Origin of the sequence: Dactylosporangium sp. CA-139066, from assembly GCF_050936175.1 — a bacterium.
Lineage (GTDB): Bacteria > Actinomycetota > Actinomycetes > Mycobacteriales > Micromonosporaceae > Dactylosporangium.
This window is the reverse complement of record NZ_JBNJNH010000001.1, coordinates 3,986,670-4,012,841: the sequence shown is the minus strand read 5'-3', so window position 1 is coordinate 4,012,841 and position 26,172 is coordinate 3,986,670. Positions and strand designations below refer to the sequence as shown.

The 26,172-nt window shown below is 72.6% G+C and carries 27 protein-coding genes; 8 read left to right on the top strand and 19 right to left on the bottom strand.

Features of this window, described 5'->3' with window-relative positions; translation table 11 throughout:
- Positions 1-39: 39 nt before the first annotated feature.
- The 11 genes from ACQEVU_RS18340 to ACQEVU_RS18290 are packed head-to-tail and all read right to left on the bottom strand — an operon-like array spanning position 40 to position 10,216.
- Entirely contained in the window at positions 40-1,032 is a 993-nt protein-coding gene (locus ACQEVU_RS18340) for an amidohydrolase family protein (RefSeq protein WP_433324997.1), read from the bottom strand.
- Positions 1,029-1,547 (bottom strand): 3-hydroxyanthranilate 3,4-dioxygenase, encoded by a 519-nt coding sequence (locus tag ACQEVU_RS18335; RefSeq protein ID WP_433324995.1) that lies wholly within the window; start codon positions 1,545-1,547, stop codon positions 1,029-1,031. The genes ACQEVU_RS18340 and ACQEVU_RS18335 overlap by 4 nt, the downstream gene beginning before the upstream one ends.
- A complete protein-coding gene (locus tag ACQEVU_RS18330; protein WP_433324993.1) occupies positions 1,540-1,956 on the bottom strand; it encodes a RidA family protein in 417 nt (138 codons plus the stop codon). The genes ACQEVU_RS18335 and ACQEVU_RS18330 overlap by 8 nt, the downstream gene beginning before the upstream one ends.
- Complete coding sequence (locus ACQEVU_RS18325; RefSeq protein ID WP_433324991.1) at positions 1,953-2,675, bottom strand: 2-keto-4-pentenoate hydratase; 723 nt, start codon at positions 2,673-2,675, stop codon at positions 1,953-1,955. The genes ACQEVU_RS18330 and ACQEVU_RS18325 overlap by 4 nt, the downstream gene beginning before the upstream one ends.
- Entirely contained in the window at positions 2,672-3,691 is a 1,020-nt protein-coding gene (dmpG, locus tag ACQEVU_RS18320) for a 4-hydroxy-2-oxovalerate aldolase (RefSeq protein WP_433334980.1), read from the bottom strand. The genes ACQEVU_RS18325 and dmpG overlap by 4 nt, the downstream gene beginning before the upstream one ends.
- 32 nt (positions 3,692-3,723) lie before the next feature.
- Complete coding sequence (locus ACQEVU_RS18315) at positions 3,724-4,605, bottom strand: acetaldehyde dehydrogenase (acetylating) (protein ID WP_433324989.1); 882 nt, start codon at positions 4,603-4,605, stop codon at positions 3,724-3,726.
- Positions 4,602-5,414 carry a 2-keto-4-pentenoate hydratase gene (locus ACQEVU_RS18310; RefSeq protein WP_433324987.1) on the bottom strand — a complete coding sequence of 271 codons (813 nt, stop codon included), beginning with the start codon at positions 5,412-5,414 and terminating at the stop codon, positions 4,602-4,604. Before ACQEVU_RS18310 ends, ACQEVU_RS18315 begins: the two co-directional genes overlap by 4 nt.
- Positions 5,411-6,871 carry a 2-hydroxymuconic semialdehyde dehydrogenase gene (locus ACQEVU_RS18305; protein WP_433324985.1) on the bottom strand — a complete coding sequence of 487 codons (1,461 nt, stop codon included), beginning with the start codon at positions 6,869-6,871 and terminating at the stop codon, positions 5,411-5,413. The genes ACQEVU_RS18310 and ACQEVU_RS18305 overlap by 4 nt, the downstream gene beginning before the upstream one ends.
- Complete coding sequence (locus ACQEVU_RS18300) at positions 6,868-8,190, bottom strand: FAD-dependent oxidoreductase (protein WP_433324983.1); 1,323 nt, start codon at positions 8,188-8,190, stop codon at positions 6,868-6,870. The genes ACQEVU_RS18305 and ACQEVU_RS18300 overlap by 4 nt, the downstream gene beginning before the upstream one ends.
- Positions 8,187-9,404 carry a kynureninase gene (kynU, locus tag ACQEVU_RS18295; protein ID WP_433324981.1) on the bottom strand — a complete coding sequence of 406 codons (1,218 nt, stop codon included), beginning with the start codon at positions 9,402-9,404 and terminating at the stop codon, positions 8,187-8,189. Before kynU ends, ACQEVU_RS18300 begins: the two co-directional genes overlap by 4 nt.
- On the bottom strand, positions 9,404-10,216 hold the full coding sequence (locus tag ACQEVU_RS18290) for a tryptophan 2,3-dioxygenase (protein ID WP_433324979.1): 813 nt from the start codon (positions 10,214-10,216) through the stop codon (positions 9,404-9,406). The genes kynU and ACQEVU_RS18290 overlap by 1 nt, the downstream gene beginning before the upstream one ends.
- 119 nt (positions 10,217-10,335) lie before the next feature.
- On the opposite strand from ACQEVU_RS18290, the gene ACQEVU_RS18285 reads away from it, so the two are divergent.
- The 3 genes from ACQEVU_RS18285 (at position 10,336) to ACQEVU_RS18275 (ending at position 12,845) form a co-directional block, all read left to right on the top strand.
- Entirely contained in the window at positions 10,336-10,767 is a 432-nt protein-coding gene (locus ACQEVU_RS18285; RefSeq protein WP_433324977.1) for an Lrp/AsnC family transcriptional regulator, read from the top strand.
- A 112-nt stretch (positions 10,768-10,879) separates the two neighbouring features.
- Positions 10,880-11,893, top strand: a complete 1,014-nt coding sequence (locus tag ACQEVU_RS18280; protein WP_433324975.1) for an AI-2E family transporter — start codon at positions 10,880-10,882, stop codon at positions 11,891-11,893.
- 16 nt (positions 11,894-11,909) lie between these two features.
- The gene (locus tag ACQEVU_RS18275) at positions 11,910-12,845 is read left to right on the top strand and encodes a polyphosphate kinase 2 family protein (RefSeq protein WP_433324973.1); all 936 of its coding nucleotides are present in this window, start codon (positions 11,910-11,912) and stop codon (positions 12,843-12,845) included.
- Between the two features lie 192 nt (positions 12,846-13,037).
- Here ACQEVU_RS18275 and ACQEVU_RS18270 read toward each other — a convergent pair whose 3' ends face one another.
- Positions 13,038-13,565 (bottom strand): winged helix-turn-helix transcriptional regulator, encoded by a 528-nt coding sequence (locus ACQEVU_RS18270; protein WP_433324971.1) that lies wholly within the window; start codon positions 13,563-13,565, stop codon positions 13,038-13,040.
- A gap of 74 nt (positions 13,566-13,639) precedes the next feature.
- Here ACQEVU_RS18270 and ACQEVU_RS18265 point away from each other — a divergent pair, with 74 nt between their 5' ends.
- Both ACQEVU_RS18265 and ACQEVU_RS18260 read left to right on the top strand, forming a co-directional pair.
- Positions 13,640-14,236, top strand: coding sequence for a dihydrofolate reductase family protein (locus ACQEVU_RS18265; RefSeq protein ID WP_433324969.1), 597 nt, complete (start codon positions 13,640-13,642; stop codon positions 14,234-14,236).
- Positions 14,230-15,027 (top strand): MBL fold metallo-hydrolase, encoded by a 798-nt coding sequence (locus tag ACQEVU_RS18260; RefSeq protein WP_433324967.1) that lies wholly within the window; start codon positions 14,230-14,232, stop codon positions 15,025-15,027. The genes ACQEVU_RS18265 and ACQEVU_RS18260 overlap by 7 nt, the downstream gene beginning before the upstream one ends.
- An 18-nt stretch (positions 15,028-15,045) precedes the next feature.
- Here ACQEVU_RS18260 and ACQEVU_RS18255 read toward each other — a convergent pair whose 3' ends face one another.
- Positions 15,046-16,293 (bottom strand): amidohydrolase family protein, encoded by a 1,248-nt coding sequence (locus ACQEVU_RS18255; RefSeq protein WP_433324965.1) that lies wholly within the window; start codon positions 16,291-16,293, stop codon positions 15,046-15,048.
- A gap of 67 nt (positions 16,294-16,360) precedes the next feature.
- Between ACQEVU_RS18255 and ACQEVU_RS18250 the strand changes: the two genes are divergently transcribed.
- Entirely contained in the window at positions 16,361-17,017 is a 657-nt protein-coding gene (locus ACQEVU_RS18250) for a trimeric intracellular cation channel family protein (protein WP_433324963.1), read from the top strand.
- 25 nt (positions 17,018-17,042) lie between these two features.
- Here the strand turns inward: ACQEVU_RS18250 and ACQEVU_RS18245 are convergent, their stop codons facing one another.
- The 3 genes from ACQEVU_RS18245 to ACQEVU_RS18235 all read right to left on the bottom strand — a co-directional run bounded on the left by ACQEVU_RS18245 (position 17,043) and on the right by ACQEVU_RS18235 (position 20,808).
- The gene (locus tag ACQEVU_RS18245) at positions 17,043-17,618 is read right to left on the bottom strand and encodes a DedA family protein (RefSeq protein WP_433334978.1); all 576 of its coding nucleotides are present in this window, start codon (positions 17,616-17,618) and stop codon (positions 17,043-17,045) included.
- A gap of 209 nt (positions 17,619-17,827) precedes the next feature.
- Entirely contained in the window at positions 17,828-20,128 is a 2,301-nt protein-coding gene (locus ACQEVU_RS18240) for an FtsX-like permease family protein (protein ID WP_433324961.1), read from the bottom strand.
- Complete coding sequence (locus ACQEVU_RS18235; protein ID WP_433324959.1) at positions 20,125-20,808, bottom strand: ABC transporter ATP-binding protein; 684 nt, start codon at positions 20,806-20,808, stop codon at positions 20,125-20,127. Before ACQEVU_RS18235 ends, ACQEVU_RS18240 begins: the two co-directional genes overlap by 4 nt.
- 205 nt (positions 20,809-21,013) lie before the next feature.
- Here ACQEVU_RS18235 and ACQEVU_RS18230 point away from each other — a divergent pair, with 205 nt between their 5' ends.
- Both ACQEVU_RS18230 and ACQEVU_RS18225 read left to right on the top strand, forming a co-directional pair.
- Positions 21,014-22,306 (top strand): sensor histidine kinase, encoded by a 1,293-nt coding sequence (locus tag ACQEVU_RS18230; protein ID WP_433324957.1) that lies wholly within the window; start codon positions 21,014-21,016, stop codon positions 22,304-22,306.
- Positions 22,303-22,995 carry a response regulator gene (locus tag ACQEVU_RS18225; protein ID WP_433324955.1) on the top strand — a complete coding sequence of 231 codons (693 nt, stop codon included), beginning with the start codon at positions 22,303-22,305 and terminating at the stop codon, positions 22,993-22,995. Before ACQEVU_RS18230 ends, ACQEVU_RS18225 begins: the two co-directional genes overlap by 4 nt.
- Positions 22,996-23,002: 7 nt before the next feature.
- On the opposite strand, the gene ACQEVU_RS18220 is transcribed toward ACQEVU_RS18225, so the two are convergent.
- The 3 genes from ACQEVU_RS18220 to ACQEVU_RS18210 all read right to left on the bottom strand — a co-directional run bounded on the left by ACQEVU_RS18220 (position 23,003) and on the right by ACQEVU_RS18210 (position 26,165).
- On the bottom strand, positions 23,003-24,145 hold the full coding sequence (locus ACQEVU_RS18220; RefSeq protein ID WP_433324953.1) for a glycosyltransferase 87 family protein: 1,143 nt from the start codon (positions 24,143-24,145) through the stop codon (positions 23,003-23,005).
- A gap of 77 nt (positions 24,146-24,222) precedes the next feature.
- A complete protein-coding gene (locus ACQEVU_RS18215) occupies positions 24,223-24,894 on the bottom strand; it encodes a response regulator (RefSeq protein ID WP_433324951.1) in 672 nt (223 codons plus the stop codon).
- Complete coding sequence (locus tag ACQEVU_RS18210) at positions 24,891-26,165, bottom strand: sensor histidine kinase (RefSeq protein ID WP_433324949.1); 1,275 nt, start codon at positions 26,163-26,165, stop codon at positions 24,891-24,893. Before ACQEVU_RS18210 ends, ACQEVU_RS18215 begins: the two co-directional genes overlap by 4 nt.
- Between the last annotated feature and the right edge of the window lie 7 nt (positions 26,166-26,172).

Below are 26,172 nucleotides of genomic sequence, written 5' to 3'. Positions count from 1 at the left end.
CACGGCCCGGTGTCCGTGGGGCGGGTTCGCGGCCTGGGCTCAGCGGCCGAGGAACCGCAGTGCGTTGCCGCCCAGCAGCTTCGCGCGCTGGGCCTCGCTCAGGAAGGCGGCCCCGTCGACCACCGCACCGACCGGGCGTTCGCCCAGCGGATACGGGTAGTCGCTGCCGACCATGACCCGGTCCTCCCCCAGCGTCTCGACCAGCAGCCGCAGGGCGGCCGGGTCGAACACGACGGAGTCGACGCTGATGCGGTCGACGTAGTGCGACGGCGGATGCGCCGAGCGGCCCCGGACCACGTCGCCGCGGCGGTGCCAGGCGTTCTCGGCACGGCCGAGCCAGAAGGCGAAGCTGCCGCCGCCGTGCGCGAAGCAGATGCGCAGCGACGGCGGTACCGCATCGAAGACGCCGCCGAGGATCATCGCCACGATCGACAGGTGCGTCTCGGCCGGCATGCCGGTCAGCCAGCGGGCCATCCACCGGTCCAGGCGCGGACCGGCCGGCATGTCCCACGGGTGCACGAACACCGGCGCATCGACCGCCGCGCAGTGCTGCAGGAACGACACGATGCCCGGGTCGTCGAGGTCGCGCTCGCCGACGTGGTTGCCGATCTCGACGCCGACGTGCCCGTTGGCCAGGCAGCGGTCGAGCTCGGCGCAGGCCGCGTCCGGGTCCTGCAGCGGCACCTGGCAGAACGGTACGAACCGGCCCGGGGCCTCGGCGGCCAGCTTCAGCGTCAGGTCGTTGAAGATCCGCGCGACCTTGACCGCCTGGCCGGCCGGGCGGTCGTAGGAGAAGAACACCGGCGTCGGGGAGATCACCTGGACGTCGACGCCGTCGGCGTCCATGTCCTCCAGCCGTGTCGGCGCGTCCCACGCCGACGGGCCGATCGGCCGGAACTCGGTGGAGCCCACCATGACCATTGCCGCGCGCTCGGAGTCCACCCGCAGCCACGGCCACCCGGTGCCGCCGCACTCGGCCGCGAGGTCCGGCCAGCCGAACGGCACCAGGTGCGTGTGGACGTCGACCCTCATCCTTTCCCCGGGTGGACCGTGCCGCACTGGGTGCAGGTCCGGGCCTTCTCGTCGTCGTAGAACGCCTGGAACACCGGCGGCAGGTCGACCACGATGTCGCGCACCTGCAGCTCGACCTCGTGCAGCTTGTTCCCGCACGACGGGCAGTACCACTGGAACTTCTCCAGGGTCCCCTCCTCGCGCACCCGCTCCACCACGATGCCGATCGAGCCGGCCTCGCGCTGCGGCGAGTGCGGCATGTTGCCCGGCAGCAGCCACATCCCGCCCTCCTTGATGTGCACCGTGTCGGGGCCGTCGGGCGTCATGACGTTGAGGTGCATGTTGCCCTTGATCTGGTAGAAGAACTCCTCGTACGGGTCCACGTGGAAGTCGGTGCGCTGGTTGGGGCCGCCGACGACCATCACGATGAAGTCCGACCCGGTCGGGAACACCTGCTTGTTGCCGACCGGCGGCTTGAGCAGGTGCTGGTTCTCCGCGAGCCAGTCGGGAAAGCTCACCGGGGACATGTCAGTCATCTCCACCTCCATGGGGGATCAGCGCGACGGCCTGGATCTCGATCAGCAGGTGTGGGTGCGGCAGCTGGTGCACCGCCACGGTGGTGCGGGCCGGCCCGGTCTCGTCGAAGAACTCGCCGTAGACCTCGTTGTAGCCGCCGAAGTCGTTCATGTTCACCAGGTACGTGGTCACCTGCACCACGTCGGCGAGCGACGCGCCGACCGCGGCGAGGATGTCGTCGATGTTGCGCAGCACGGCCCGCGTCTGCTCTCGGATGTCGAGGCTCGTCGTGCCCATCGCATCCACCGAGGCGCCGGCGATGGTGTTGTCGGGCCGCCGCGACGACGTGCCGGAGACGAACGCGAACCCGCCCGCGACCTTCACGTGCGGGAACCGGCCGCGCGGCCGGGCCGCGCCGTCGACGATCATGACAGCGCCCGCAGGGAGGCGGTGCCCAGGCCCTCGACGACCGCGCGCACGTGCGCACCGGGCGCGAGCGGCACGGCCGCCGTCGCGGCGCCGGCGAGCAGCACCCAGCCGTCCTCCAGCAGTACACCCGCCGAGGAGGCCAGGGCGGCCGCGGCCGCGAGGGCCCGGCGGGGGTCGCCCAGGATGGCGGCCGTGGATCCGATCTGGGTGACCCGCCCGTCGACCTCCAGCAGCACGCCCAGGTTGTCCAGCCCGGCCGGCAGCGGTTGCCACGCACCGACGACGAAGCCGGCCGCCGAGGTGTTGTCGGCGATCACGTCGGGCAGCGTGAACTTGAAGTCGGCGTAGCGGGAGTCGATCAGCTCCAGGGCGGGCGCGACGGCGGTGGCCGCGCCGCTCGCGTCGAGGAGGAACGCCACCTCGGGCTCGACCCGGGGGTGGATGTACCGGCCGGTGTCGACCGTGCCGCCGTCCTCGATCCGCATCGCGTCGGTGAGCCGTCCCCAGATCACCTGGTCGACGCCGACCTGCGCCATCTTGGCCCGGCTGGTGAGACCGAGCTTGAGGCCGACGAGCCGTTCGCCGCGGCTCACCCGCCGCGCCACGAGCGCCTCCTGGATGCGGTACGCCTCGTCGGCATCGGCGCCGCTCTGCGAGACCACCTGGGCGATCGCCGTGCGGCTGCGCTCAGCCCCGTCGAGTTGCTCCGCCAGGCTCATGCGCGCTCCTTCACCAGATCGAGGGCCACGTCGACGATCATGTCCTCCTGGCCGCCGACCATCCGCCGCCGGCCGAGCTCCACCAGGATGTCCCGCACGTCCACGCCGAAGCGTTCCGAGGCCCGCTCGGCGTGGCGCAGGAAGCTGGAGTAGACCCCGGCGTAGCCCAGCGAGAGCGTCTCGCGGTCGACCCGCACGGGACGGTCCTGCAGCGGCCGCACCAGGTCCTCGGCCGCGTCCATCAGCGCGAACGTGTCGCAGCCGTGCTCCCAGCCCATCAGGTCGGCGACCGCCACGAACACCTCCAGCGGCGCGTTGCCGGCGCCGGCGCCCTGCCCGGCGAGGGAGGCGTCGACCCGCACGGTGCCGTGCTCGACGGCGACGACGCTGTTGGCGACGCCGAGCGACAGGTTGTGGTGGGCGTGGATGCCGATCTGGGTGGCCGGGTCCAGCACCTGACGATAGGCGTCGACCCGCTCGGCGACGTCGCGCATGAGCAGCCGGCCGCCGGAGTCGGTGACGTACACGCAGTGCGCGCCGTAGGACTCCATCAGTTTGGCCTGCTCGGCCAGCGCCGCGGGCGGGTTCATGTGCGACATCATCAGGAAGCCGGAGACGTCCATGCCGTTCTCCCGCGCCCAGCCGATGTGCTGGGCGGCGATGTCGGCCTCGGTGCAGTGGGTGGCGATCCGCACGCTGGTGACCCCGAGGTCCCGGGCCTGCCGGAGGTCGGCGATGGTGCCGATCCCGGGCAGCAGCAGCGTGGTCAGCCGCGCGTTGGTGATCGCCTCCGCGGCCGCCGCGATCCACTCGGGGTCTGTGGCCGCGCCGCGGCCGTAGTTGACGCTCGACCCGGCCAGGCCGTCGCCGTGCGCGACCTCGATGGCGTCGACCCCGGCCGCGTCGAGCGCGGCGGTGATCGTGCGCACCTGTTCGACGGTGTACCGGTGCGCGATGGCGTGCATGCCGTCGCGCAGCGTCACGTCCTGGATGTACAGGCGCTCGCTGTTGTGCATGTTCGCGGCCCCTCCGCTTCGCTCCGGACCGCTCATGCCGCGGCCATCCTCTCGGCGACCTGGAGCGCGGCGGAGGTCATGATGTCGAGGTTGCCGGCGTAGGCGGGCAGGTAGTGCCCGGCGCCGGACACCTCGAGGTACACGGACACGAGCAGCCCCTCGGGGTCGGTGGAGAACTGGACCCCCTGCTTGAGGCGGTAGCCGGGCACGTACGCGCCGACCGCCTTGACCATCGCCTCGACCGACGCGGCGATCGCGGTCCGGTCGGCGTCGCGGTCGGGGCAGACGCAGTACACGGTGTCGCGCATCAGCAGCGGCGGGTCGGCCGGGTTGAGCACGATGATGGCCTTGCCCCGGGCGGCGCCGCCGACGACCTCGAGCGCGCGGCCGGTGGTGACGGTGAACTCGTCGATGTTGGCCCGGGTGCCGGGGCCGGCCGACTTCGAGGCGATCGAGGCGACGATCTCGGCGTAGGCGACCGGGGTCACCGCCCCGACCGCGGCGACGATCGGCACGGTCGCCTGGCCGCCGCACGTCACGAGGTTGACGTTGGGGGCGGCGAGGTGCTCGTCGAGGTTGACCGGCGGCACGACGTACGGGCCGATCGCCGCGGGCGTGAGGTCCACGACCCGGCGGCCGTGCGCCTGCAGCACCTCGTTGTTGTGCCGGTGGGCCCCGGCGCTCGTCGCGTCGAAGACGATCCGCACGTCGGCGAACTCGGGCATGGCGACCAGGCCGTCGACGCCGGCCGCGGTCGTGGCGACGCCGAGGCGCCGGGCCCGGGCGAGCCCGTCGGAGTCCGGGTCGATGCCGGCCATCGCGACCATCTTCAGTGACTCGGAGAGCCGCAGTACCTTGATCATCAGGTCGGTGCCGATGTTGCCCGACCCGATGACCGCCACGCCGACGGTCATGCCTTCGCCCCTTCGACGTTTCCTTCGAAAACCGCCCGGACCGACCCGAGCCCCGACACCCGCGCCTCGTACACGGGTCCCGCGGCCGTCACGGGCACCGGCACCATCGGGCCGAGCGCGCCGGACAGCACGAGGTCGCCGGCGCGCAGCGGGCGGCCGGCGCCGGCCAGCGTGGTCGCCAGCCAGGCGACCGCGTGCACCGGGTTGCCGAGGCAGGCCGCGCCCGCGCCGACCGACACCGGCTCGCCGGCGTGCTCCAGCACGGCCCCGCACAGCCGCAGGTCGACGTCGGCCAGCCGACGCGGCGCGGTGCCGAGCACGTACAGGCCGCTGGAGGCGTTGTCGGCCACGGTGTCCACGATCGAGATGTCCCAGCCGGCAATGCGCGAGTCGACCACCTCGATCGCCGGCAGCAGGTACTCGGTGGCCCGGATGACGTCGACGACGGTGACCTGCTCGTCGGGCAGGTCCCGGCCGAGCACGAACGCGACCTCGACCTCCACGCGCGGCTGGAGCAGCTTGCCGGCCGGGATCGGGGCGCCGTCGGGCACGGCCATGTCGGCGTACAGCACGCCGAAGTCCGGCTGGAAGACGCCGAACATGCTCTGCACGGCCGGCGAGGTCAGGCCGATCTTCGCGCCGACCGGCCGCCGCCCGGCGGCCTCCCAGCGCGCGGCCTGGGCCCGCTGCACGGCGTATGCCGTGACGACGTCGCCCTCCGGCAGCACCGTCCCGCGCAGCGGCGGGATCGGGGTTCCGGTCTCGTAGGCGCCCAGCAATGCCTCGGCCGCCTTCTGCACATCGGTCATGAGAGATCCACGCAGACGTTGGTGAGCTCGGAGTAGAAGTTGAGCGAGTGCACGCCGCCCTCGCGGCCGACGCCGGATGCCTTGACGCCGCCGAACGGCGAGCGCAGGTCGCGCAGGAACCAGGTGTTGACCCAGACCAGCCCGGCGTCCAGCGCCAGGCCGGCCCGGTGCGCCCGGCCGACGTCGCGGGTCCACACGGTCGCGGCGAGGCCGTAGTCGCTGTCGTTGGCCAGCGCGAACGCCTCCTCCTCGGTGTCGAACGGCGCGATGTGGCAGACCGGCCCGAAGATCTCCTCGCGGTTGGTCCGCGCGTCCGGCGGGAGGCCGACGAGCACCGTCGGCTGGACGTAGGCGCCGCCGTCGCGGGCGTCGTCGAACGTCGGCACCCCGCCGCCGGTCACCACCGTGGCGCCCTCCGTGCGGGCGAGGTCGTAGTAGCCGAGCACCTTCTCGCGGTGCTGCCTGGAGATCAGCGGCATCGTGCCGGTGCCCTCGTCCTGCGGCCATCCCCACGACAGGGCGGACGCCGCCTTGCCCAGCCGGGTGACGAACTCGTCGAAGACCGGACGCTGCACGTACAGCCGCTCCGTGCACAGGCACACCTGGCCGCCGTTGGTGAAGCTGGAGCGCACCGAGCCGGCGACGGCGGCGTCGAGGTCGGTGTCGGCGAACACCAGGCCGGCGTTCTTCCCGCCGAGCTCGAACGAGACCGCCTTCACGCCGTCGGCGGCGGCCCGCATGATCGCCGAACCGGTCGCGGACTCGCCGGTGAACGTGATCGCGTCGACGTCCGGGTGGCGGGTGAGGAACTCCCCCGCCGAGTCCGGCCCGAACCCGTGCACGAGGTTGAAGACGCCGTCGGGCACGCCGGCGGCGGACATCACCTCGGCCAGTACCGTCGCCGAGGAGGGTGTCTCCTCCGAGGGCTTGACCACGACCGCGTTGCCGCAGGCGAGCGCCGGGGCCACCTTCCAGGTCAGCAACAGCAGCGGCAGGTTCCACGGCACCACGATCGCGACCACGCCGACCGGTTTGCGCACCGCGTAGTTGAGCGCGCGCCCCCCGGACGGGGTGACGGTGGTGAACGACTCGGCCGGTGCCGCGGCGACGATGTCGGCGAACGCCCGGAAGTTGGCCGCTCCGCGCGGGATGTCGAGCGTGCGCGCCTGGCTGATCGGCTTGCCGGTGTCGGCGACCTCGGCGGCGACCAGGTCGTCGAAGCGCCGCTCCAGCTCGTCGGCGATCCGGCGCAGCACGGCGGCGCGCTCCAGCTCGCTGGTGCGCCCCCACGGGCCGCGCACGGCCGCCCGCGCCGCGGCCACCGCGGCGTCCACAGTGGACCGATCCGCCTCGCACACCTCGGTGACGCGGTTGCCGGTGACCGGGCTCAGCTTCGCAAACGTCGAACCGGTGGCGACGAAGCGCCCATCGACGAAGTGACGCAGCGGCATCGTCATCGCCGCCGCCCCCTCGCCACGGCGGCGCCGAGCACACCGAGCCCGCCGAGCGCGAGCGCTCCCACCGCCCCGAGCACCTGGTGCTGCCGCCGCACCCGGTCCCGCACCTGCGCGTAGGGCGTGGTGCTGAACGAGACCAGTTCGTAGCGGGACACGTACCGGCCGGGCAGCGCCCGTTCCAGCGCGTGCTCGAGCTTCTTGCCGAGCTGGAACAGCGGCGAGGCCACCTTGTCCCTCATCTCCACGAAGTTGTTGAGCGCCATCGTCGCGATCGCCTCGACGTCCTCGCGGCGGCGGGCCTCGAACAGCGGCAGCGCGGCGGCGAAGTCGTCGCCGGTCTCGTCGAGCACCCGGTCGAGCACGACGCAGTCCTCGAAGCCGCAGTTGGCGCCCTGCCCGTAGAACGGCACGATCGCGTGGGCGGCGTCACCGATCAGGCCGACCGGGCCGCCCGTCGTCGCCGCCTGCCACGGCCCGCAGCGAACCGTGCCGAGCAGGCCGACCGGGTTGAGCCGGTAGTCCTCGACCAGGTTCGGCATCAGTGGTACCACGTCCGGGTAGACCGCCTGGAAGTGCCGCTCGATCGCGGCCGGGCTGCCCAGCGAGGCGAGGCTCGACGTGCCGCCGTGGGGCCAGAACAGCGTGCAGGTGAACGTCCGGTCCGGATTCGGCAGCGCGATCATCATCGACGTGCCGCGCGGCCAGATGTGCAGCGCGCCGGGGGCAAGCGCGAAGTCGCCGTCCGGGCCCGCCGCGATGGTCAGCTCCTTGTAGCCGTAGTCGAGGAAGTCGACCGACTCGTCGAGCAGCCCCATGCCGAGCAGCTGGCCGCGCACCGCGCTGCCGGCCCCGTCGGCGCCGATGACCACGTCGGCGCTCGCCTTCGCCTCGCCGGACGGCGTCGCGAACACCAGCGGGTCGAGCCCGATGAGCCGGTGCTCGAAGACGATGCTCACCCCGGGGGCGGCGGCGGCCGCGTCGAGCAGGGCGTTGTTGAGCGCGCCCCGGCTGATCGAGTTGATCGCCCGCTGCCCGTCGAGGCTGTACTGCTGGAAGTCCAGCTCGCCGGCGACCGGATGGATCATGCGCCCGCGCATCGGCAGCGCGTCGACGAGCACCCGCTCGTGCAGGCCGACCCGCCGCAGCGCGTCGATGCCCCGCTCCGACAGCGCCAGGTTGATCGACCGGCCGCGCTCCGCCCCGGTGGTGCGCGGGTCGGGCCGGCGCTCGTAGACGGTCACCTGGTGCCCGCGCCGGGCCAGGAAACAGGCGAGCAGGCTGCCGGTGAGGCCGGCCCCGATCACGGCTACGTCCGTCATGTCCCCACCTCCTGTGCGATCGCGGCGGCGGCCCGCCAGCAGTCGTGGTACGTCGAATACAGCGGCACCGGCGCCAGCCGCACGATGTCGGGCTCGCGGCTGTCGGCGATCACCCCGTGCCGGTGCCGCAGGGTCTTGCTCAGCCCGCCGGCGTCGGCGACCCGCAGCGACAGCTGGCAGCCGCGCCGCGCCGGGTCGCGCGGCGTCACGACCTCGACGCCGATCGGGTCCAGCAGCGACTGCAGGTACGCGGTGAGCCGCTCGCTGCGCGCCCGCAGCGCCGGCATGCCCACGGCGTCGAACAGCTCCAGGGACGTGCGCACCGGGCTCATCGCGAGGATCGGCGGGTTGGACACCTGCCACGCGTCGGCGGTCCGCGGCGGCCGGGACACCGGCGCCATCTCGAACCGGGTCGCCGCCTCGGTGCTCCACCAGCCCTCGAACCGGGGCACGTCGGCGCCGGCGTGCCGCTCGTGCACGAACGCGCCCGCCACCGCCCCCGGCCCGCTGTTGAGGTACTTGTACGAGCACCACGCGGCGAAGTCGACGCCCCACTCGTGCAGCCGCAGCGGGACGTTGCCCGCCGCGTGCGCCAGGTCCCACCCGACGACCGCGCCGGCCGCGTGCCCCGCCGCCGTGATCCCCGGGATGTCCATCAGCTCGCCGGTGAGGTAGTTGACCCCGCCCAGCAGGACCAGCGCGATGCGGTCGCCGTGCTCGCGGATCGCCGCCAGCGGGTCGTTCGTGCGCACCACCGTCTGGTCCGGGTCGTACCCGTGGAAGGCCGCCTGGCTGCGCACCGCGTAGCTGTCCGACGGAAACGCCGTGTCCTCCACGACGATCAGCGTGCGGGCGCCCTGCGGCCGGTAGAACGAGACCATCAGCAGGTGCAGGTTGACGGTCAGCGAGTTCATCACGACCGTCTCGGCCGGCAGCGCGCCGACCAGGCGGGCGGCCGGCTCGCGCAGCAGCTCGTGGTACGGCAGCCAGGGCCGCTCGGCTTCCAGATGCCCCTCGACGCCGAGCCGGGCCCACTCGTCGAGCTCCTGCAGCAGCTCGCCCCGCACGGCGCGCGGCTGCAGGCCGAGCGAGTTGCCGGCCAGGTACGCCGTCTCGGGGTGGTCGCCGCCGTCGGCGGGTGGCACGAGGAACAGCTCCCGGTGCCCCGGATCGGCGGCGTCGAGCCGCCGGGCCTCGTCCTCTGCGAGCCTCATCAGATCTCCGTCCGGGCCGACCAGAGCTCGGCGAAGACGACCCGCGCCATGCTGCGGGTCAGCCAGGCCGCGCCGGAGGAGCCGCCGCTACCCGGCTTGTTGCCCATGGTCCGCTGTACTGCGGTCAGGTGCTTGTACCGCCAGTCGCCGAACACGTCCGCGACGTCGGTCAGCGCCTCGCCGAGCAGGTAGAGCGGGTTGTCACCGCGGTCGTCGCGGTAGATCTGCACCCAGGCCCGCTCGACCTCCGGCGACGGCTCGTACTCGCGCGAGTGGTCGCGGTCCAGCACCTCCGCGGGGATCTCGAAGCCGCGCCGGGCGAGCATCGCGGTGACGTCGTCCCACACGCTGGGCGCGCGCAGGGCGGCGGTCAGGTCCTGGTACAGGTCCGCCTGCCGCTTGAACGGGCGGATCAGCGCCTCGCTCTTGAGCCCGAGCAGGAACTCCAGGTGGCGGTACATCGCCGACTGGAAGCCCGACGCGTCGCCGAGCTGCGCGCGGAACCGGTTGAAGTCGGGCGGCGTCATCCAGCGCAGCCCGTTCCAGGCGGCAACGAGCCCCTCCAGATGCAGCTTGATGCGCCGCAGCGGGGCGAGAGCGCCCCACACGTCGTCCTCACGCAGGAGCCGCTGGGTGTCGCGCAGTTCGTGGCACGCCAGCCCGAACCACAGCTCCATCACCTGGCTGACCATGAGGAACGACATCTCGCCGGGATCCTTGGTCAGCGGCTGCTGCAGCGAGTGCAGCGTGCTGGCGTGGACGTACGCGTCGTATGGGACCTGATCGGGGAAGTCGAGGATCGGACCGCTCACACCTCAATCCTGGTACCGTGACCCACCTCCGCGAAATAGTGGATCAACGGTCGTTTACGCTGCTCACGTACGGTATGGAAACCGTCCGGGCCGATTGGCTTTTCGAACGGAAGGTGTCCGTGGACAGCATGGACTGGGCGCTGCTGCGCGAACTGCAGGATGACGGTCGGCTTTCATACTCCGAACTGTCCCGCCGGGTCCACCTCTCACCCCCGGCGGTCGCCGAGCGGGTCCGCCGTCTGGAAACCGCCGGGGTGATCACCGGCTACCACGCACACGTCGACCCGGCCAAGGCCGGCCGGCACGTCGTCGCACTGATCACGATGTCGTGCTACGGCGCACGTTGCGTGCTGCGCGACCCCGAGGTGCTGAAGTGGCCGGAGGTCATGGAGGTCCACCGCGTGACCGGCGACGCGTGCTCGATCCTGAAGGTCGTGACGGCGTCGATGGAGGACTTCGAGTCCACCATTGATCGTTTGGCCCCGTACGGCAAGCCGTCGAGCACCATGGTCCTGTCGACCCCGCTGAGCTGGCGCCCCCTGTCGCCCTAGCCGTTCGGCAGGATTGCCCGCGCCCTGCGGGGGTACTGCCCGCCCGATGCTGAACCGCCTTGATCAGCCGCCTTCACGGCCGTTGTCCCACCGGCTCCGGACAGCCGGCGCCATGGCCTGGTCGCTTGTCGGCGTGTTACTGCTGGTGGCCGCGGCGATCTTCCTGCTCGTCGTCCTGCGGCCCATCGTGATCGCGTTGGTGGTCGCCCTGTTCCTGGCCATCGTGTTCCTGCCGGTCATCGACGCCATCGCGCGGCGCCGCGTGCCCCGCGCGGTCGGCGCCGCCGCCACGCTGCTGCTCGTGATCGCGCTGGGCGCCGGCGCCGTCGCGCTCGTCGTGTGGGGCGTGGCCAGCCAGCGGGCACAGATCAGCCAGAACCTGGACGCGGCCGTCAGCGAGCTGCACCGCATCCTCACGTCGGCGGGCGTCAGCGGCGACGTCGCCGAGGCCGGCCAGCGGTCCGTGCAGCGGTCGGGAAACACGCTCCTGGCCGGCCTGCTGCCCGCACTGGGCAACCTGCTCGGCACCGGCGTCAACCTCCTGCTCGGCCTGTTCGTCGCGCTGTTCATCTGCTTCTTCCTGCTCATGAACGGTCACGCCATCGCCGACCGGGCCGCCGCACGGCTCCCGCTGCCCGAGCACCTGGCTCGGCGCCTGCTCGGCCGCGCCGCCGTCGTCATCCGGCGCTACTACGGCGGGCTGAGCCTGATCGGGGCGTTCAATGCCGTCGCGGTCGCGATCGGCGCGCTGATCCTGCACGTACCGCTGGTAGGCGCGATAGCGGTGATCACGTTCCTCGGAACGTACGTGCCCTACCTCGGCGCGGCGGTCGCCTCGATCTTCGCCGTGCTGATCGCGCTCGGCAGCGGCGGGCGGCCGGCCGCGCTGTGGATGATCCTGGTCGTCGTGCTGGCCAACGGCCTGCTCCAGAACCTCGTCAGTCCGCTCGCCTTCGGCGTCACGCTGCGCATGAGCGCACCGGCGGTCCTGCTCGCCACGCTGGTGGGCGGCGCGCTGGCCGGCGTCGCCGGGCTCGCGCTGGCCACGCCGGTGACCGCAATCGTGGCGCGCAGCATCGAAGTCCTGCGGGAGCCGCCTGAGGCCCAGCCGGACCCGGAGGAGTAAGGGGGAGCCGAGCGCCGTGCCCAGCAAACAGCGTGACAGCCGCCATCACAGCGACGCCCCGGGCGGACCGGTTGACCGCATCGCCGAGCTGATCGCGCCGCTGCGCGTGCGGCCCGGCACGAAGGTCCGGCTGCCGCGGGACTTCGACCCCGGCCACACCGGGGACCTGGTCAACAAGCGCGCCGGCGCCGAACTGCTGCAGCGGGGCGTGGCGATGCTCGCCGACTACCAGGCGCGGCTCGCCGCCGAGCACCGCCGGGGGCTCCTGGTCGTGCTGCAGGCCCTCGACGCCGCCGGCAAGGACAGCACCATCCGCCACGTCATGAGCGGCGTCAACCCGCAGGGCGTGCGGGTGCACAGCTTCAAGGTCCCCTCGGCGGAGGAGCTCGACCACGACTACCTGTGGCGGTACGCCTGGCGGCTGCCCGCCCGCGGCGAGATCGCCATCTTCAACCGCTCCCACTACGAGGAGGTACTCGTCGTCCGCGTCCACCCCGCCCTGCTGGACAACGAGAAGCTGCCGCCGTCGGTGCGCACGCGCGACATCTGGGGCCACCGGTTCCGCGCCATCAACGAGTTCGAGCGGCACCTGAGCGAGACCGGCTTCCGGATCGTCAAGCTGTTCCTCAACGTCTCCAAGGACGAGCAGCGCAAACGGCTGCTGCAGCGCATCGACCGGCCGGAGAAGAACTGGAAGTTCTCGGCGGCCGACCTGCAGGAGCGGCAGTTCTGGGACGACTATCAGCAGGCGTACTCCGACATGCTCTCGAACACGAGCACCGAGTGGGCGCCGTGGTACGTCATCCCGGCCGACCACAAATGGTTCGCCCGCATCGCCGCGGCCGCCACCATCGTCCATGCGCTCATGGAGCTCGACCCGCAGTTCCCGTCCCCGGACCCCCAGGCACGCCGGGAGCTGGCCCAGTTCCGCAGGGCGCTCGAGGAGGAGTAACCCGCTCCCCGGCTTCGCCACAGTCCGGCGCGACCCGGGCGCAGCATGAGACCTACGAGGCGGTTTCCCTTCGCCAGCATTGCCTGGATCAGGTAGTGGGGATCGCCTGCCGACCTCTTGGTCGTTCAGCCTCTCAGCTCGACTGTCATCCAGCCGGGCTCTCCCGCACGTCTCGTAGGCCTGACGCCAAACCTACGCCGAGGGCGAGACCCCGCGGGGTGAGTCACCGGGGGATCGTTCCTGCTCGGCGGCGGCGTATGCGGCGCTGAGCCGCTCGAACGCGCCCGGGCCGTCGTGCGGCTTCGGCGGCGCGCCGAGGTGGCGAACGCGCAGCTCGTCCATGAGCTCCTCGATGAACGCCGGACCCTCATCGCGCATGAACTGCTGCCGGCTTCGCAGCTCGGCGCTGCCGGAGGTCCAGTCGAGGCCCCAGTTGCCGAGGGCGTAGATGATCGGCAGCGTCTGGATGCCGGCTTCGGTGAGGCTGAAGCGCGCGCGCTGCCCGCGGGCGGCGGTGCCGCGGGTGAGGATTCCCGCGTCGATGAGCCGCTTGAGGCGGTCGGCGAGGATGTTCGAGGCGATGCTCTCGAGCGACCCGGTGAGCAGGGCGCGGAAGTATCGGCGGTCGCCGAAGATGACGTCGCGCAGCACGAGCAGCGACCAGCGATCTCCGAGCACCTCGACGGCGGCGTTGATCGGACACCCGGACCGTGGTTCCACGACGCCTCCTTGACAGGTACTTCGCCCCCAATATAGTGGTTGCAGAATGCAACCACTACGCGGAAGGGGAGCTGATGGGTCGCTTCACATATTGGATGAACGTGTCCCTCGACCTGCGGATCGAGCAGGTTCCCGGGGACGACGGCGCCGGCGAGTGGCTGCGCATCAGCGAAGAGCTGCACCGCGAGTTCAACGCGCGGGCGCGGGCGCTCGCGATGATGGTCCAGGGCCGGGTCGTCTACGAGACGATGGAGGAGTACTGGCCGCGAGCGCGCGCAGACGCGTCGCTGCCGGACGTCCTGCGTGAATACGGCGAGATCTGGACCTCAGCGCCCAAGGTGCTCGTCTCCCGCACCCGCCACAGCGCCGATCACAACACCCGGATCATCGGCGGCGACGATGCGATCGAGCAGCTCGCCGCCCTCCGGGACCAGACCGACGGTACCATCGGCGTGGGTGGCGCGACGCTCGCCACACAGCTGCTGCGCGCCAAGCTGCTCGACGAGCTGCTGCTCTTCACCCATCCCGCGATCCTCGGCTTCGGCCGGCCGCTGTTCGACGAGTACGACGTGCCGATCGAGCTCGACCTGCTCGAGCAGCGCTCGTTCGAGCAGGGAGTCACGATGCACCGCTACGCGATCCGCAGCGAGCTCGAGGACAGCCCATGCTGACGCCGGTCGCCGACGGCGTGTCGGTCCATGAGAGCGAGTTCTGCCAGAGCAACGCCGTGGTCGTACAGGGCCGGGCCGGCGTGCTGCTCATCGACGCGGGGGTTCACGGCGACGAATTGGCCTGCCTCGCCAACGACCTGTCCGAGTCGGGGCAGACCGTGGCGGCCGGCTTCTCAACGCACCCGCACTGGGATCACCTGCTGTGGCATGCCGCGCTCGGCGCGGCGCCTCGTTACGGCACGGCCCGCTGCGCGGCCACTGCCCGCGAGCGGCTCTCGGGCGGGGTGGCTGCGGTGGCCAAGGCCGTCGGCATCCCCGAGCAGGTACCACTGGACCTGCTCGGCCTCATCACCGGTCTGCCCGCCGAGACGGCGCAGGTTCCCTGGGACGGCCCGCAGGTCCGCATCATCGAGCACCAGGCACACGCCCCGGGCCATGCGGCACTGTGCATCGAGGAACGCGGCGTTCTCGTCGCCGGCGACATGCTCTCCGATGTCCTGATGCCGATGCTCGACCTGACCGCCGCCGACCCGATCGAGAACTACCTCGCCGCGCTGGGCCTGATCGAGGGCGTGGCGGGCGGCGTAGATGTCCTCATCCCCGGCCACGGGTCCGTGGGCGGGGATGATCAGGTACGCGCGCGGATCGACCAGGACCGGGCGTACGTGCACGCCCTGCGTGACGGCCGGGTTCCCAGCGACCCGCGGATCGGCCCATCGGCCAAGGAAGGCTGGGACTGGGTCGCCGGCGTGCATGAAGGTCAACTCCAGCGTCTCGGCCAACGACGCTAGCGCGAGGGCACCGAGCCGTCACGGTGAGTCGATCGGGCGATGTACGGCGCCGCGGTACATGACGAAGTCGACGCCGCCGGTGGCCTCGATGTCGTCGAACGGGTCGCCGGGCAGGGCGACCAGGTCCGCCGCGGCGCCGGGCTCGATCCGGCCGAGATCGGGCCGTTGCAGCAGGTCGGCGGCGGTGCTGGTCGCGGCGCGCAACGCCCGCAGCGCAGTGATGCCGGTGTGCACCATCGCGGGGAACTCTTTCCAGTTCTGCTCGTGCGGGAACATGCCGGCGTCGGTGCCGAACGCGATGCGCACGTCGCTCGCGGCCACGTTGCGGGCGCTGTCGCGCAGCTCGCCGGCGTAGCGGTGGAACTTCTCGCGCTCGGCGGGGTCCTTGCCGAGCCAGTAGTCCTCGTCGCCGAGGTGGTCCAGCGCGTCGAGGACCATGTACTGGGTGGGGACGAGGAACACCCCGCGCCGCTGCATCAGCGACAGGGTTTCGGCCGAGGCGAGGTTGCCGTGCTCGATGGAGCGGGCACCGGCCCGCACGGCGCGGGCGATGCCGTCGTCGCCGTAGGCGTGCGGGGTGCACGGGACGCCCAGATCGGCGGCGGCGGCCACGAGGGCGTCCATCTCCTGCTGGGTGTAGGTGGCCTGCCCGGGGTCGTCGGCGGGCGTGCCGAACCCGCCGGTGGCACCGAATTTGATCCAGTCCGCGCCGGCGCGGACTTCCTCCCGTACGGCGCGGACGACGGCGTCGGGGCCGTCGGCCAGGACGCCGATCTCACGGCCGTACTCGGGCGCGAGCAGCGTGGAGATGTCGCCGTGGGCGCCGCGGGCCGAGATCAGGTGCGGGGCCACGACCATGCGCGGCCCGGTGATCAAACCATCGGCGATCGCGTCGCGCAGGTACACCGTGAGCGGTTCGGCGGCGAAGGTGGCCAGGTCCCGCACGGTGGTGAACCCGCGGTCGAGCAGATCCCGCAGCACCGGCAGGGCGCGCAGGGCCAGCACCGTGGCCGGGCCGCCCACGAACGCGGTGAGCAGGGCGGACGGCTCGACCGTGGTGTGGATGTGGCAGTCGATGAAGCCGGGCAGCAGCATGCGGTCGCCGAGGTCGATCACCTCTCGGCCGCCGCGCTCGACGCGGTCGCCGACCGCGGCGATGCGCCCGCCGCGCACCGCGACCTCGGTATGGGCGGACGGCGCATCGGCCAGCCCGTCCCAGCTCCGGCCGGCGACGACGACGGTACCGCCCGAGGTGTCCGCGGTCATTGGACCCCTCCCCTGGTTCGCGCGCTCGTACCGCACTTCCCGGTTGCTGGCTGGGTATGCGGGCCGTGTGACGTCCGAGCCGCCCGTACTGCTCGCCCTGGACCTGGCCGGCACCTTCGCCTTCGGACTCAACGGTGCGCTGACGGCGGTACGGGCGGCGCGGCTCGACGTGGTCGGCGTCGTCGCGCTCGGCATGATCACGGCGCTGGGTGGCGGCGTCATCCGCGATGTCCTCATCGGCGCCATACCACCGGCCGCCTTGCGCGACTGGCCCTACTTCACCCTCGCCGCGGCCGGCGGACTGATCGCGTTCGCGCTCAGCAGGAGGCTGCATCGGCTGGAGACCCCGATCGTGGTGCTCGACGCGATCGGGTTGAGCGTGTTCGCGGTCATCGGCGCGAGCAAGGCGCTGGCCTTCGGGCTCGGCACCGCGCCCGCGATCCTGCTGGGGATGGTCACCGGGGTCGGCGGAGGCACGATCCGTGACACGCTTGTCCGGCGGATTCCGTCGGTGCTGCACAGCGACCTGTACGCCATTCCCGCCCTGGCCGGGGCCGCCATCACCGTCGCCGCCGTCCGGTTGGACGTCTACGGCGTGCCGGCCGCGCTGGCCGCCGCGGCGGTCTGCTTCCTGATCCGCATGCTCGGCGTGCGGTACGACCTCAACGCGCCCCGCCCACCCGGGGCCTCAGGCCGGCGGGGCTCACCCGGCGACGACGCATAGGCATCCTGGGCCGGTGCCGAGAGCGTCATGAACGGGCGCTGCGGGCGCGGGACCGGCCACGCAGCAGTTCGACCACGATCGGCACGACGGACAGCGCCACGATGCCGATGAGGATGAGCTCGATGTTGGACTTCACGAACTCGACCTGCCCGAGGAAGTAGCCGAGCAGGGTGACGCCGGTGCCCCACAGCGCACCACCGATGACGTTGTAGAGGCTGAAGGTGCGGTAGTGCATGCGTGAGGCGCCGGCGACGATCGGGGTGAACGTGCGCACGATCGGCACGAACCGGGCCAGCACGATGGAGCGGGCGCCGTAGCGGTCGAAGAACTCCTGGGCCCGGGTCAGGTTCTCCTGTTTGAACAGCCGGGAGTTCGGGCGGCGGAACAGTGCCGGTCCGACCCGGCGGCCGAAGACGTAGCCGACCTGGTCACCGGCGACCGCCGCCACCACGATGAGCAGGATCACCAGCCACAGCGGCAGGTGCAGGTACCGTCCGCCGGCGACCAGCAGCCCGGTGGTGAACAGCAGCGAGTCACCGGGCAGAAAGAAACCGATCAGCAGGCCCGACTCCGCGAAGACGATCGCGAGGATGCCGAGCATCCCGAACGTCGAAATGAGCCATTCGGGATCCAGGAACTTCACGGATACACCTCGTTTCAGGGCGGTCGCAGCGCAGGCCAGGCTGGTCACGGTAGGTCGGCGAGCCTGAGAATCCGGCAAAAGCGGCCTGTCCCACCCCTGCGCGTCGGCCCGCGCCCTCACTCCTACATATTGTAGGAGTGAGGGCGTGATGGCGCCCGTCGTGCGGGCTACTCGAACCGGGCGCCGTCGGGGTCGCTCATCCGACGCAGCAGCGGCAATGCGGACGCGATCACGGCCGGCGCCGCGGCGAACCCCACCGCCATGGTGGCGAAATAGCCGGCACCGGGCGGGTGCAGCAGCGGGCCGCCGGGCGCCAGCGTGTGCGTGACCGACGCCGCGACACCCGCGCCGGCCACGATCGCCACCGCCGTGGCGAGCAGCAGCGGCACCATCGCCTCGAACGTCACGACGCGGAACAGCACCGACGCCGCAGTACCGGTCACCCGCAGCAGGGTGAACGGGCGGCGGCGCTCCACCAGACCGCCGCCGACCGCCACCGCCAGGCTGCATCCGGCCACCAGCAACGTCACCGCCACCACGGCCAGGGCGACCTGCTGTACCTCCCGGTAGCGGCCATCGCGCAGGTCGATGCTCTCGCCGATCGTCTTCGGGGCGCTGGTCGCGCCGATCCTGCTCGTGTACCCGGACAGCACCGTCCGGATCCGCTCGAGGCTTGCCGGATCGCCGGAACGGACCAGGAGCGCCTCGAGCGGCCGGGCGGTGGGATCGGCGCCGAACACCTCGCTGTCGGCGCCGGCGAACGGCAGCCGCAGCCCGGCGACGTTGTCGTGGCTGAGCAGCAGCCCGAACTGTGCCCGGATGGCCGGCACACCCGCCGCGCACCGGCCCAGCGCCGGGAACGGCGTAAGGTCGGCGCAGGCGATCGCGGCCTCGGTGGGTCCGCACGCGTTGGCACCGACGCACGCGTAGCCGGTCAGCCGTGCCTCCGGCGCGTACAGCGGCAGCACGTCCGTGCCGGGCAACGCCCGCAGCCGATCCACCAGGGCCCGCCCAGCGTCCGCCTCCAGTCCCAGCACCGGATGCTCGGCCGCCGGATCCGGTTGCGGTACGAAGGACACCCGCAGCACGTCGGTGAGGGTGCCGCCGCCGGCGGCGCGCATCCCGGCATCGACGGCCGGGATGACGCAGGCGATCACCGTGCCGACGAACACGGCCAGGACCAGGCCGCCGACGGAACGGAACGCGGCCTTCGGGTTGTCGGCCAGTCGCCGCGAGGCCAGCAGGGTCGAGGCCCGTCGCGCCGCCCGGGCCACGAGCCCGGCGCCCTGCAGCGTCAGCCAGGACCCGGACAGCACCAGCCCGGCCATGGTCAGCAGCAGCCCGAGCAGCGACACCGGCAGTACGGCGTTGCCGGGCCCGTTGGACAGACCGGACGCCGCCGGCTGCGTCGACTGCCGGTCCAGGAGCACCGGGGCGACCGCGAACAGCAGCAGGCCGGCGGCGAGCGGCGCGAGCCGCCACGGCGAGGGAGCCGGCGGCGTGATCTTGCGGCTCGCTCCGAGCGGGGACAGGCGCACGCGGCGCAGCGACACCACCGCGGCCAGCGCGGCGGCGAGGGGCACACCGAGCACGACCGCGGCGTACTGCCCGGGACTCGGCGTCACGAGGTCGCCGAAGTACGGGGTTCCGGCCACGGCCCATCCGGCGATCACCGGCCGCAGCGGCTGGAAGGCGGCGATGCCGAGCAGGGAGCCCGCGGCCGCGCCGATGACGGCCTCAACCGAGGCGATGACGCCGACCTGCGACGGGGTCGCGCCGGCGAGCCGGAAGGCGGCGAAGCGCTCCTCACGGCGAGCGGCGGCCAGCCGGGTGGCCGTGCCGATGAGCGTCAACAGCGGCACCAGCAGGCCGGCCGCGACCATGCCGATGCCGTACCGGTACAGGCTGGTCGTGCCGTCGATCCGGGTCCGGGTCGAGATCTCGCCGACGACGCGGGTGGCCGGCAGCGCGGCGAGGTCGCCCGGCGTCCGCCCGACGATGATCACGAGGTCGTCCGGACGGGCGAGCCCGCCGGCGCCGATCTCCCCGGCGGCGGCCCCGGCGAAGCGGTCGGCGAGCTCGTCGCGCGGCACACCGGCCAGCAGCCGGGTCAGCGCCGCCGAGGCGTAGTACTGCCCGGGGCCGGGCAGCCGCGGCAGGCCGGGGACCACGGGTGCGTCGGCGGACAGCGCGGCGACGTCGAGGCGCTGCACGACCCGTCCGGCGAAGTAGTCCTCGCTGTAGTTCCACAGCTCCCCCCGCTCGCCGGGGCCGGCCGCGCCGATCGGCTCCCCGCTGGTGCACTGCCAGCACCGGGTCTGCGCGGTGGCCTGGAACGCGTTGAACTCGGCCAGCACGGCCAGCAGGACGGTGACGCCGACCGCGACCGCGGCGGCGATCAGGACGAGCCGGGCGAGCGCCTCCCGGCCGCTGCGCAGCGTCAGCCGCGCGCCGAGCACGAGCATCATCGGGTTGCCTCCGCGTCGTACCCGGCGAAGACCTGGCCGTCGCGGACGATCACGCGGCGGTCGGCGTGGTCGGCGACCCGGGTGTCGTGGGTCACCAGCACGACCGTGACGCCCTCCTCGCGGGCCAGGCCGACCAGCAGGCCCATCACGGCCGCCCCGGTGACCGAGTCGAGCGATCCGGTGGGCTCGTCGGCGAACAGCACCCGCGGGCTGATGGCCAGGGCCCGGGCGATCGCGACCCGCTGCGCCTGGCCGCCGGACAGCTCGCCGGTCCGGCGCCGGCCGAGGCCGCCGAGCTCGAGCCGGTCCAGCCACGCCGAGGCGGTGGCGTACGCCGCCCGCCGGGGCACCTTGTTCAGCAGCAACGGCAGGGCGATGTTGTCCGCGACGGTCAGCTCCGGCACCAGCTGGCCGAACTGGAACACGAACCCGAACGCCGTGCGCCGCAGTGCGGTCCGGGCGGACTCGGACAGCGTGTCGAGCCGGCGACCGTCGTAGCGGATCTCGCCGCTGTCCGGGGTGAAGATGCCGGACAGGCAGTGCAGCAGGGTCGACTTGCCGGACCCGCTCGGGCCCATCACGGCGAGGATCTCGCCGGCCGGCACCGCGACGCTGGCATCACGCAGCGCCGGGGTGGTGCCGAACGACCGGAACAGGTGCTCGGCCTCGACCATGAGCATCAGGGTTCTCCTCCGCCTTCGTCGGGATGTCCCCGCACGCTATGGATCAGCGCCCGCAGGCCGCGTCGATCCCGGCGACGACATCGACTTCCCCGCCGGTACGACCCGCGGCGGCGCGTCCTCCTGTAGTCGTACGACCCGCGGCCCGCCCGGATGCTGCTCCGCGGCCGATGTGGCCGACCAGCGGCTTTGACACACTGGCCCGATGACCGGGACGACGTTCGGTGAACGGCTACGGCGCAGCCGCGCGGCGCTGCGCCGCGACGCGGTCACCCCGCCGGCCCGGTCCCGATGGGCGTTCGTCACCGACACCGTCCTGGCCGTCGGCCTGGCCGTCGGCGCGTTCGGCGGCTTCGCCGGCCGGGTGCAGGGTCAGGTGACGATGACGTCGACCGGCGCGCCGATCCCGCCGCCGCCCGCCCGGCTTCCCGACGACATCCCGTACTTCGGCGCCATGCCGTGGCAGCAGGCCGTGCTGTGGGGGCTGCTGACCGCGCTGGCCACCCTGCCGCTGGCGGTGCGGCGCCGGTACCCCCTCACGGTGTTCTGGATCGTCGGGCTCGCCTCGCAGACCTACCATCTGGCGCCCGGGTTCGACCCCACGTTCACCTTCGCTGCGTGCGTCATCGCCGCCTACGGCGCGGTCATGTACAGCCCCTACCGGATCCCCGCGATCGTCAGCGTCGCCGCCGGCGGCCTGCCCTTCGTCCTGCACCGGGCGAACCTGCCGGTCGGCCGGCCCGGCCTGATCCTGCTGTTGCTGCTCATCCCGGTCGGGCTGGCCGCCAACGCGGTGCACACCATGCAACAGCGGGTCCGGCAGGCCGAGACGCAGCGCGAAGCCGAGGCGACGCTGGCCGTGCAGCGCGAACGCGCCCGCATCGCCCAGGAACTGCACGACGTGGTCACCCACAACGTCAGCGTCATGGTCGTGCAGGCGGCCGCGGCCCGCCGCGTGCTGCCCACCGCTCCCGACAAGGTCGAGCAGGCGCTGGCCGCCATCGAATCCGGCGGACGGGCGGCGATGAGCGAACTGCGGCACGTCATGGGGCTGCTGAGCATGAGCGGCGACGAACCGGACCAGGACGGCCCGGAGGACCTGCTGCCCGCACCCGGCCTGGACCGGCTGCCCGAGCTCGTGGAGCGGGTCCGCGCCGCCGGCACCCAGGTGGACGTCACCGTCGGCGGCACACCTGGGCCGCTCCCGCCGGGCATCGACCTGACCGCATACCGGATCGTGCAGGAGGCGCTGACGAACACCGTCAAGCACGCCACCGGCGCCCGCGTCCGCATCGTCGTCGAACACCAGCCGGCCGCGCTGCGGATCGCCATCACCGACACCGGCGGGGCAGCCGGCCCGTCCGCGCCCGCCGGCAACGGCCGCGGACTGATCGGCCTGCGAGAACGGCTCGCCGTCTATGGCGGCACCCTCCACAATGGACATCTGCCCGCCGGCGGCTACGAGGTGCTCGCCACGATCCCCCTGGAGCCCGCATGAGCACGCCCGACCGCGATCGGGACCGGCCGCTGCGCGTGGTGATCGCCGACGACCAGGCGCTCGTCCGCACCGGCTTCGCGATGATCCTCGCCGCGGACGGGATCGAGGTCGTCGCCGAGGCCGGCGACGGCGCCGAGGCGATGCACGCGGTCCGGCGCACCCGGCCCGACGTCGTGCTGATGGACATCCGCATGCCCACCATGGACGGGCTGGAGGCCACCCGCCGCATCCTCGCCGAGCATCCCGATCCGCCACGCATCCTCATCCTGACCACCTTCGACCTGGACCGGTACGTCTACGCCGCGCTCAGTGCCGGCGCGAGCGGGTTCCTGCTCAAGGACGTCACGGCCGACCGGCTCGTCGCGGCCGTACGCATGGTCCGCGCCGGCGACGCGCTGCTCGCGCCCAGCGTCACCCGCCGGCTCGTCGAACGCTTCGCCGGCCAGCACGACGGCGCAACGTTGCACCGCGACCTGTCCACCCTCACACCGCGGGAGCTGGACATCCTGCGGCTCATCGCCCGCGGGCTGAGCAACCAGGAACTCGCCGGGCACCTGCACATCAGCGAGACGACCGTGAAGACGCACGTCACCCGGGTGTTCTCCAAACTCGGCATCCGCGACCGCGCCCAGGCGATCATCGTCGCCTACGAGACCGGGTTGATAACGCCGGGCGGTCAACGAACGTAAGAAGCCGCTACGGGGTTCTCGTCGCCCACTGCGCCAGCAGCGGCCGCGGTGCGGGGCGGCGCGGGCCGAGCAGGATGCCGCAGGCGGCCACGAACAATGCGATGAGCAGCCAGCCGTGCACGACGTCCGGCATCGGAATCCAGCGGGCGACGAACAGGCACAGGCACGCCGACAGCGTCCACCAGGGTAGGTCGTACCGGGACCCGGCGAAGTCCCAGATGATGGTGCCGACGACGACGCCGGCGATGTAGTACTTGTTGCCGCCGGGCTCCAGCACCAGCCGGGACGCCACGGTCAGCAGCGGGATCGCCGCCCAGCGCCCGCGCCGGACGGCGATGGCGCCCAGGGTCAGGGCGAGCGCCAGCTGCGCGGGGCGGTCCCACGGCGGGGTCCGGGGATCGTCGATGCCGAGCGCGTGCAGCGCGGACACGGGATTGTTCTGGATGGTGTACTGCAACGCATTGCTGGTGCCCGGGTCGGCGACGAAGAACGGCAGCCACGCCACGGCGAGCGCGGCCGTCAACGCTGCCGCGGCGGTCAACCGGCGCCGCCATCCGGGCAGCAGGAGCAGCATGGCCGCGAACCCGACGGCCCAGGGCTTGGCATCGGCGGCCAGTCCGAGCAGCAGGCCGGTGAGCCATCCCCGTCCGGCCCGGGCGGTGCGCAGCGCGGCGACGGACAGCAGCAGCGCGAGGACGTCGTCGAGGTGGGCGACGCCGACGGCGAGGAACATCCACACCGGCATGAAGTAGGCCGCGCCGAGGGCCAGCCAGCCGGCGTCGCGCTGCCACCGCGGCACCAGGCCGCGCACCAGCCACAGGATCAGCAGCCCGGCGGCGGCGCCGAGCACCTGCCAGCCGGCCAGGGCCACGAGCGTGCCGGCGGGCAGGAGCAGCAGGACGGCCAGGAAGGTGAGCGGGCCGATCTGCAGCACCGGCGCGGCGGCGTACAGGTGCAGCCCGCCGGCCACGGCGTCGTCGGCGTCGGCGAGCGCCGCCGCGCCCTGCGCGAAGAAGTGCCACGACGAGCCACCGCCCAGCGCCATGAACACGAACCAGGCGATCGCCCACGCCAGCACGAGGCCGGCGATGGTACGCGGCGGCGGAGCCGTCAGAGCCGATGGGCGAAGGCCGCGCAGCCGATCCAGCATCCGCCGAAGGTAGGCGGGCGGCGCTGAGGTGCCGCTGAATCGTCAGCGCCCGCTGTTCAGCGTGCTCTCAGCACCGGTCAGCCGCTGGTGCTGGGGCGGGTCAAGCGCTGGTCGTAGGCGAAGATGACGGCCTGCACCCGGTCCCTGGCGCCGATCTTGGCAAGGATCTTGCCGACGTGGGTCTTCACGGTGGACTCGGACAGGACCAGACGCTCGGCGATCTCGCGATTCGTCCAGCCGGTGCCGATCGCCACCAGAATCTCGCGCTCGCGCTCGGTGAGGCTGGCCAGGCGCGGGTCATTGCCGGCCGGCTCGGCGGCGGGCCCCAGCTGCCCGGCGAACTGGTCCAGCAGGCGCCGGGTCAGGGCGGGGGCGATCACCGCGTCGCCGTCGGCGACAGCGCGGATGCCGGCCAGCAACTCCTCGGGGCGGGCGTCCTTGAGCAGGAAGCCGCTGGCCCCGGCGCGCAGCGCGGCGTGGGCGTACTCGTCAAGATCGAACGTGGTCAGCACCAGCACCCGGGACCGGTCCCCGGCGGCGACGATGCGGCGGGTGGCCTCGATCCCGTCCATGCCCGGCATGCGTACGTCCATGAGGATGACGTCGGGATGCAGCTGCGCCGCGCGGCGCACGGCCTCGGCACCGTTGCCGGCCTCGCCGAGCACGTCGGTGTCCTCGTTGCTCTCCAGGAGCATGCGGAAGCCGAGCCGCTGCAGGGGCTGGTCGTCAACGATGAGCACAGTGATCATGGCTTGCCTTCGACGCTCGGGAACAAGGTGGCCCGCACGGTCCATCCTCCACCTGGGCGGGGGCCGGCCTCGACGGTGCCGCCGTACAGGGCCGCACGCTCGCGCATGCCCGCGATCCCCTGTCCGGCCGCGCGTGGCCGCGCTGGCGGCTCGGCGGCCGGCTGCGGGCCGGTGTCGTGGACGGTGATGTCCACGCACGGGCCGTCCCTGGCGACGGCGACCTCGAGCCGGGTGCTCGGCCCGGCGTAGCGCAGTGCGTTGGTCAATGCCTCCTGCACGATGCGGTACGCCGCGAGCTGCACCCCGCGGTCCAGGGCGTCCAGGTCGCCGACCGTGTGGTAGACGACGTACGGCCCGGCCGCCCGGACGCGGTCGCACAGGGCGCCGATCTCGGCGACGCCGGGCTGCGGGTGCAGCTCGGCGGCATCGCTCTCCTCGCGCAGCACGCCGAGGACCCGGCGCAGCTCGGCGAGCGCCAGCCGGCCGGTGTCGCCGATGCGCTCGAGGGCCTCGCGGCCGCGCGGCGGGTTGCCTTCGACCGCGTAGGCGCCGCCGTCGGCCAGGGAGATGATCACCGACAGGCTGTGGCCGACGATGTCGTGCATCTCGCGGGCGACGCGGGTCCGTTCGGTGGCCGCGGCGAGGCGGCTGCGCTGGTCGCGCTCGATCTCCAGGCGCAGCGCGCGGTCGCGCAGCGCGGCGAGCTGGGCCCGCCGGATACGGATGGCGACGCCCAGCGCCGCGGCCGCGGTGGCGGCGGCGTACAGGAAGAACAGCGCATCCCACGGCGACACCGCACCGGAGACTCGCCACGCGACCAGGCCCAGCGCCGCGGCGACGGTCAGTGCGGCCCACGGCAGCCCGGCCGGGTGGACGCGCAGCACGATGCCGTAGACGGCGATGAGCAGCGCGACGTCGGCGCGCAGCAGGACGCCGACGGACCACTGCACGACGAAGACGGCGGCGATCGCGTAGAACGTGGCGGTCGGGGCCCGGCGACGCCAGAACAGCGGCAGGACGAGGCCGGCCTGCAGGGCGATCGTGGCCGCCGGCGGCGGATGGACCAGCAGCAGCTGCAGTTGCTCCCGCTCCCTCTCCGCGTCGTGGTGGACGAGGTCGGGGACGCAGAACACAAGCAGTACCGCCACCACCACGCCCGCGTCGAAGCGCCAGGGCCGGCGGGCGTCCAGCCGCCGCACCCACTGGCCGAGGCCGGCGAGCCGGTCGACCAGCGGGTGGGCGGCGAGATGGTCGGTACTGTCGTTGCTCATCTCGGAG

Bases quoted from the DNA above. Each gene is read 5' to 3' on its own strand.
- ACQEVU_RS18340 (WP_433324997.1), bottom strand. From the start codon at position 1,032: ATGAGGGTCGACGTCCACACGCACCTGGTGCCGTTCGGCTGGCCGGAC.
- ACQEVU_RS18335 (WP_433324995.1), bottom strand. From the start codon at position 1,547: ATGACTGACATGTCCCCGGTGAGCTTTCCCGACTGGCTCGCGGAGAAC.
- ACQEVU_RS18330 (WP_433324993.1), bottom strand. From the start codon at position 1,956: ATGATCGTCGACGGCGCGGCCCGGCCGCGCGGCCGGTTCCCGCACGTG.
- ACQEVU_RS18325 (WP_433324991.1), bottom strand. From the start codon at position 2,675: ATGAGCCTGGCGGAGCAACTCGACGGGGCTGAGCGCAGCCGCACGGCG.
- dmpG (WP_433334980.1), bottom strand. From the start codon at position 3,691: ATGCACAACAGCGAGCGCCTGTACATCCAGGACGTGACGCTGCGCGAC.
- ACQEVU_RS18315 (WP_433324989.1), bottom strand. From the start codon at position 4,605: ATGACCGTCGGCGTGGCGGTCATCGGGTCGGGCAACATCGGCACCGAC.
- ACQEVU_RS18310 (WP_433324987.1), bottom strand. From the start codon at position 5,414: ATGACCGATGTGCAGAAGGCGGCCGAGGCATTGCTGGGCGCCTACGAG.
- ACQEVU_RS18305 (WP_433324985.1), bottom strand. From the start codon at position 6,871: ATGACGATGCCGCTGCGTCACTTCGTCGATGGGCGCTTCGTCGCCACC.
- ACQEVU_RS18300 (WP_433324983.1), bottom strand. From the start codon at position 8,190: ATGACGGACGTAGCCGTGATCGGGGCCGGCCTCACCGGCAGCCTGCTC.
- kynU (WP_433324981.1), bottom strand. From the start codon at position 9,404: ATGAGGCTCGCAGAGGACGAGGCCCGGCGGCTCGACGCCGCCGATCCG.
- ACQEVU_RS18280 (WP_433324975.1), top strand. From the start codon at position 10,880: ATGGCCTGGTCGCTTGTCGGCGTGTTACTGCTGGTGGCCGCGGCGATC.
- ACQEVU_RS18265 (WP_433324969.1), top strand. From the start codon at position 13,640: ATGGGTCGCTTCACATATTGGATGAACGTGTCCCTCGACCTGCGGATC.
- ACQEVU_RS18260 (WP_433324967.1), top strand. From the start codon at position 14,230: ATGCTGACGCCGGTCGCCGACGGCGTGTCGGTCCATGAGAGCGAGTTC.
- ACQEVU_RS18255 (WP_433324965.1), bottom strand. From the start codon at position 16,293: ATGACCGCGGACACCTCGGGCGGTACCGTCGTCGTCGCCGGCCGGAGC.
- ACQEVU_RS18245 (WP_433334978.1), bottom strand. From the start codon at position 17,618: ATGCTCGGCATCCTCGCGATCGTCTTCGCGGAGTCGGGCCTGCTGATC.
- ACQEVU_RS18240 (WP_433324961.1), bottom strand. From the start codon at position 20,128: ATGATGCTCGTGCTCGGCGCGCGGCTGACGCTGCGCAGCGGCCGGGAG.
- ACQEVU_RS18235 (WP_433324959.1), bottom strand. From the start codon at position 20,808: ATGCTCATGGTCGAGGCCGAGCACCTGTTCCGGTCGTTCGGCACCACC.
- ACQEVU_RS18230 (WP_433324957.1), top strand. From the start codon at position 21,014: ATGACCGGGACGACGTTCGGTGAACGGCTACGGCGCAGCCGCGCGGCG.
- ACQEVU_RS18225 (WP_433324955.1), top strand. From the start codon at position 22,303: ATGAGCACGCCCGACCGCGATCGGGACCGGCCGCTGCGCGTGGTGATC.
- ACQEVU_RS18220 (WP_433324953.1), bottom strand. From the start codon at position 24,145: ATGCTGGATCGGCTGCGCGGCCTTCGCCCATCGGCTCTGACGGCTCCG.
- ACQEVU_RS18215 (WP_433324951.1), bottom strand. From the start codon at position 24,894: ATGATCACTGTGCTCATCGTTGACGACCAGCCCCTGCAGCGGCTCGGC.
- ACQEVU_RS18210 (WP_433324949.1), bottom strand. From the start codon at position 26,165: ATGAGCAACGACAGTACCGACCATCTCGCCGCCCACCCGCTGGTCGAC.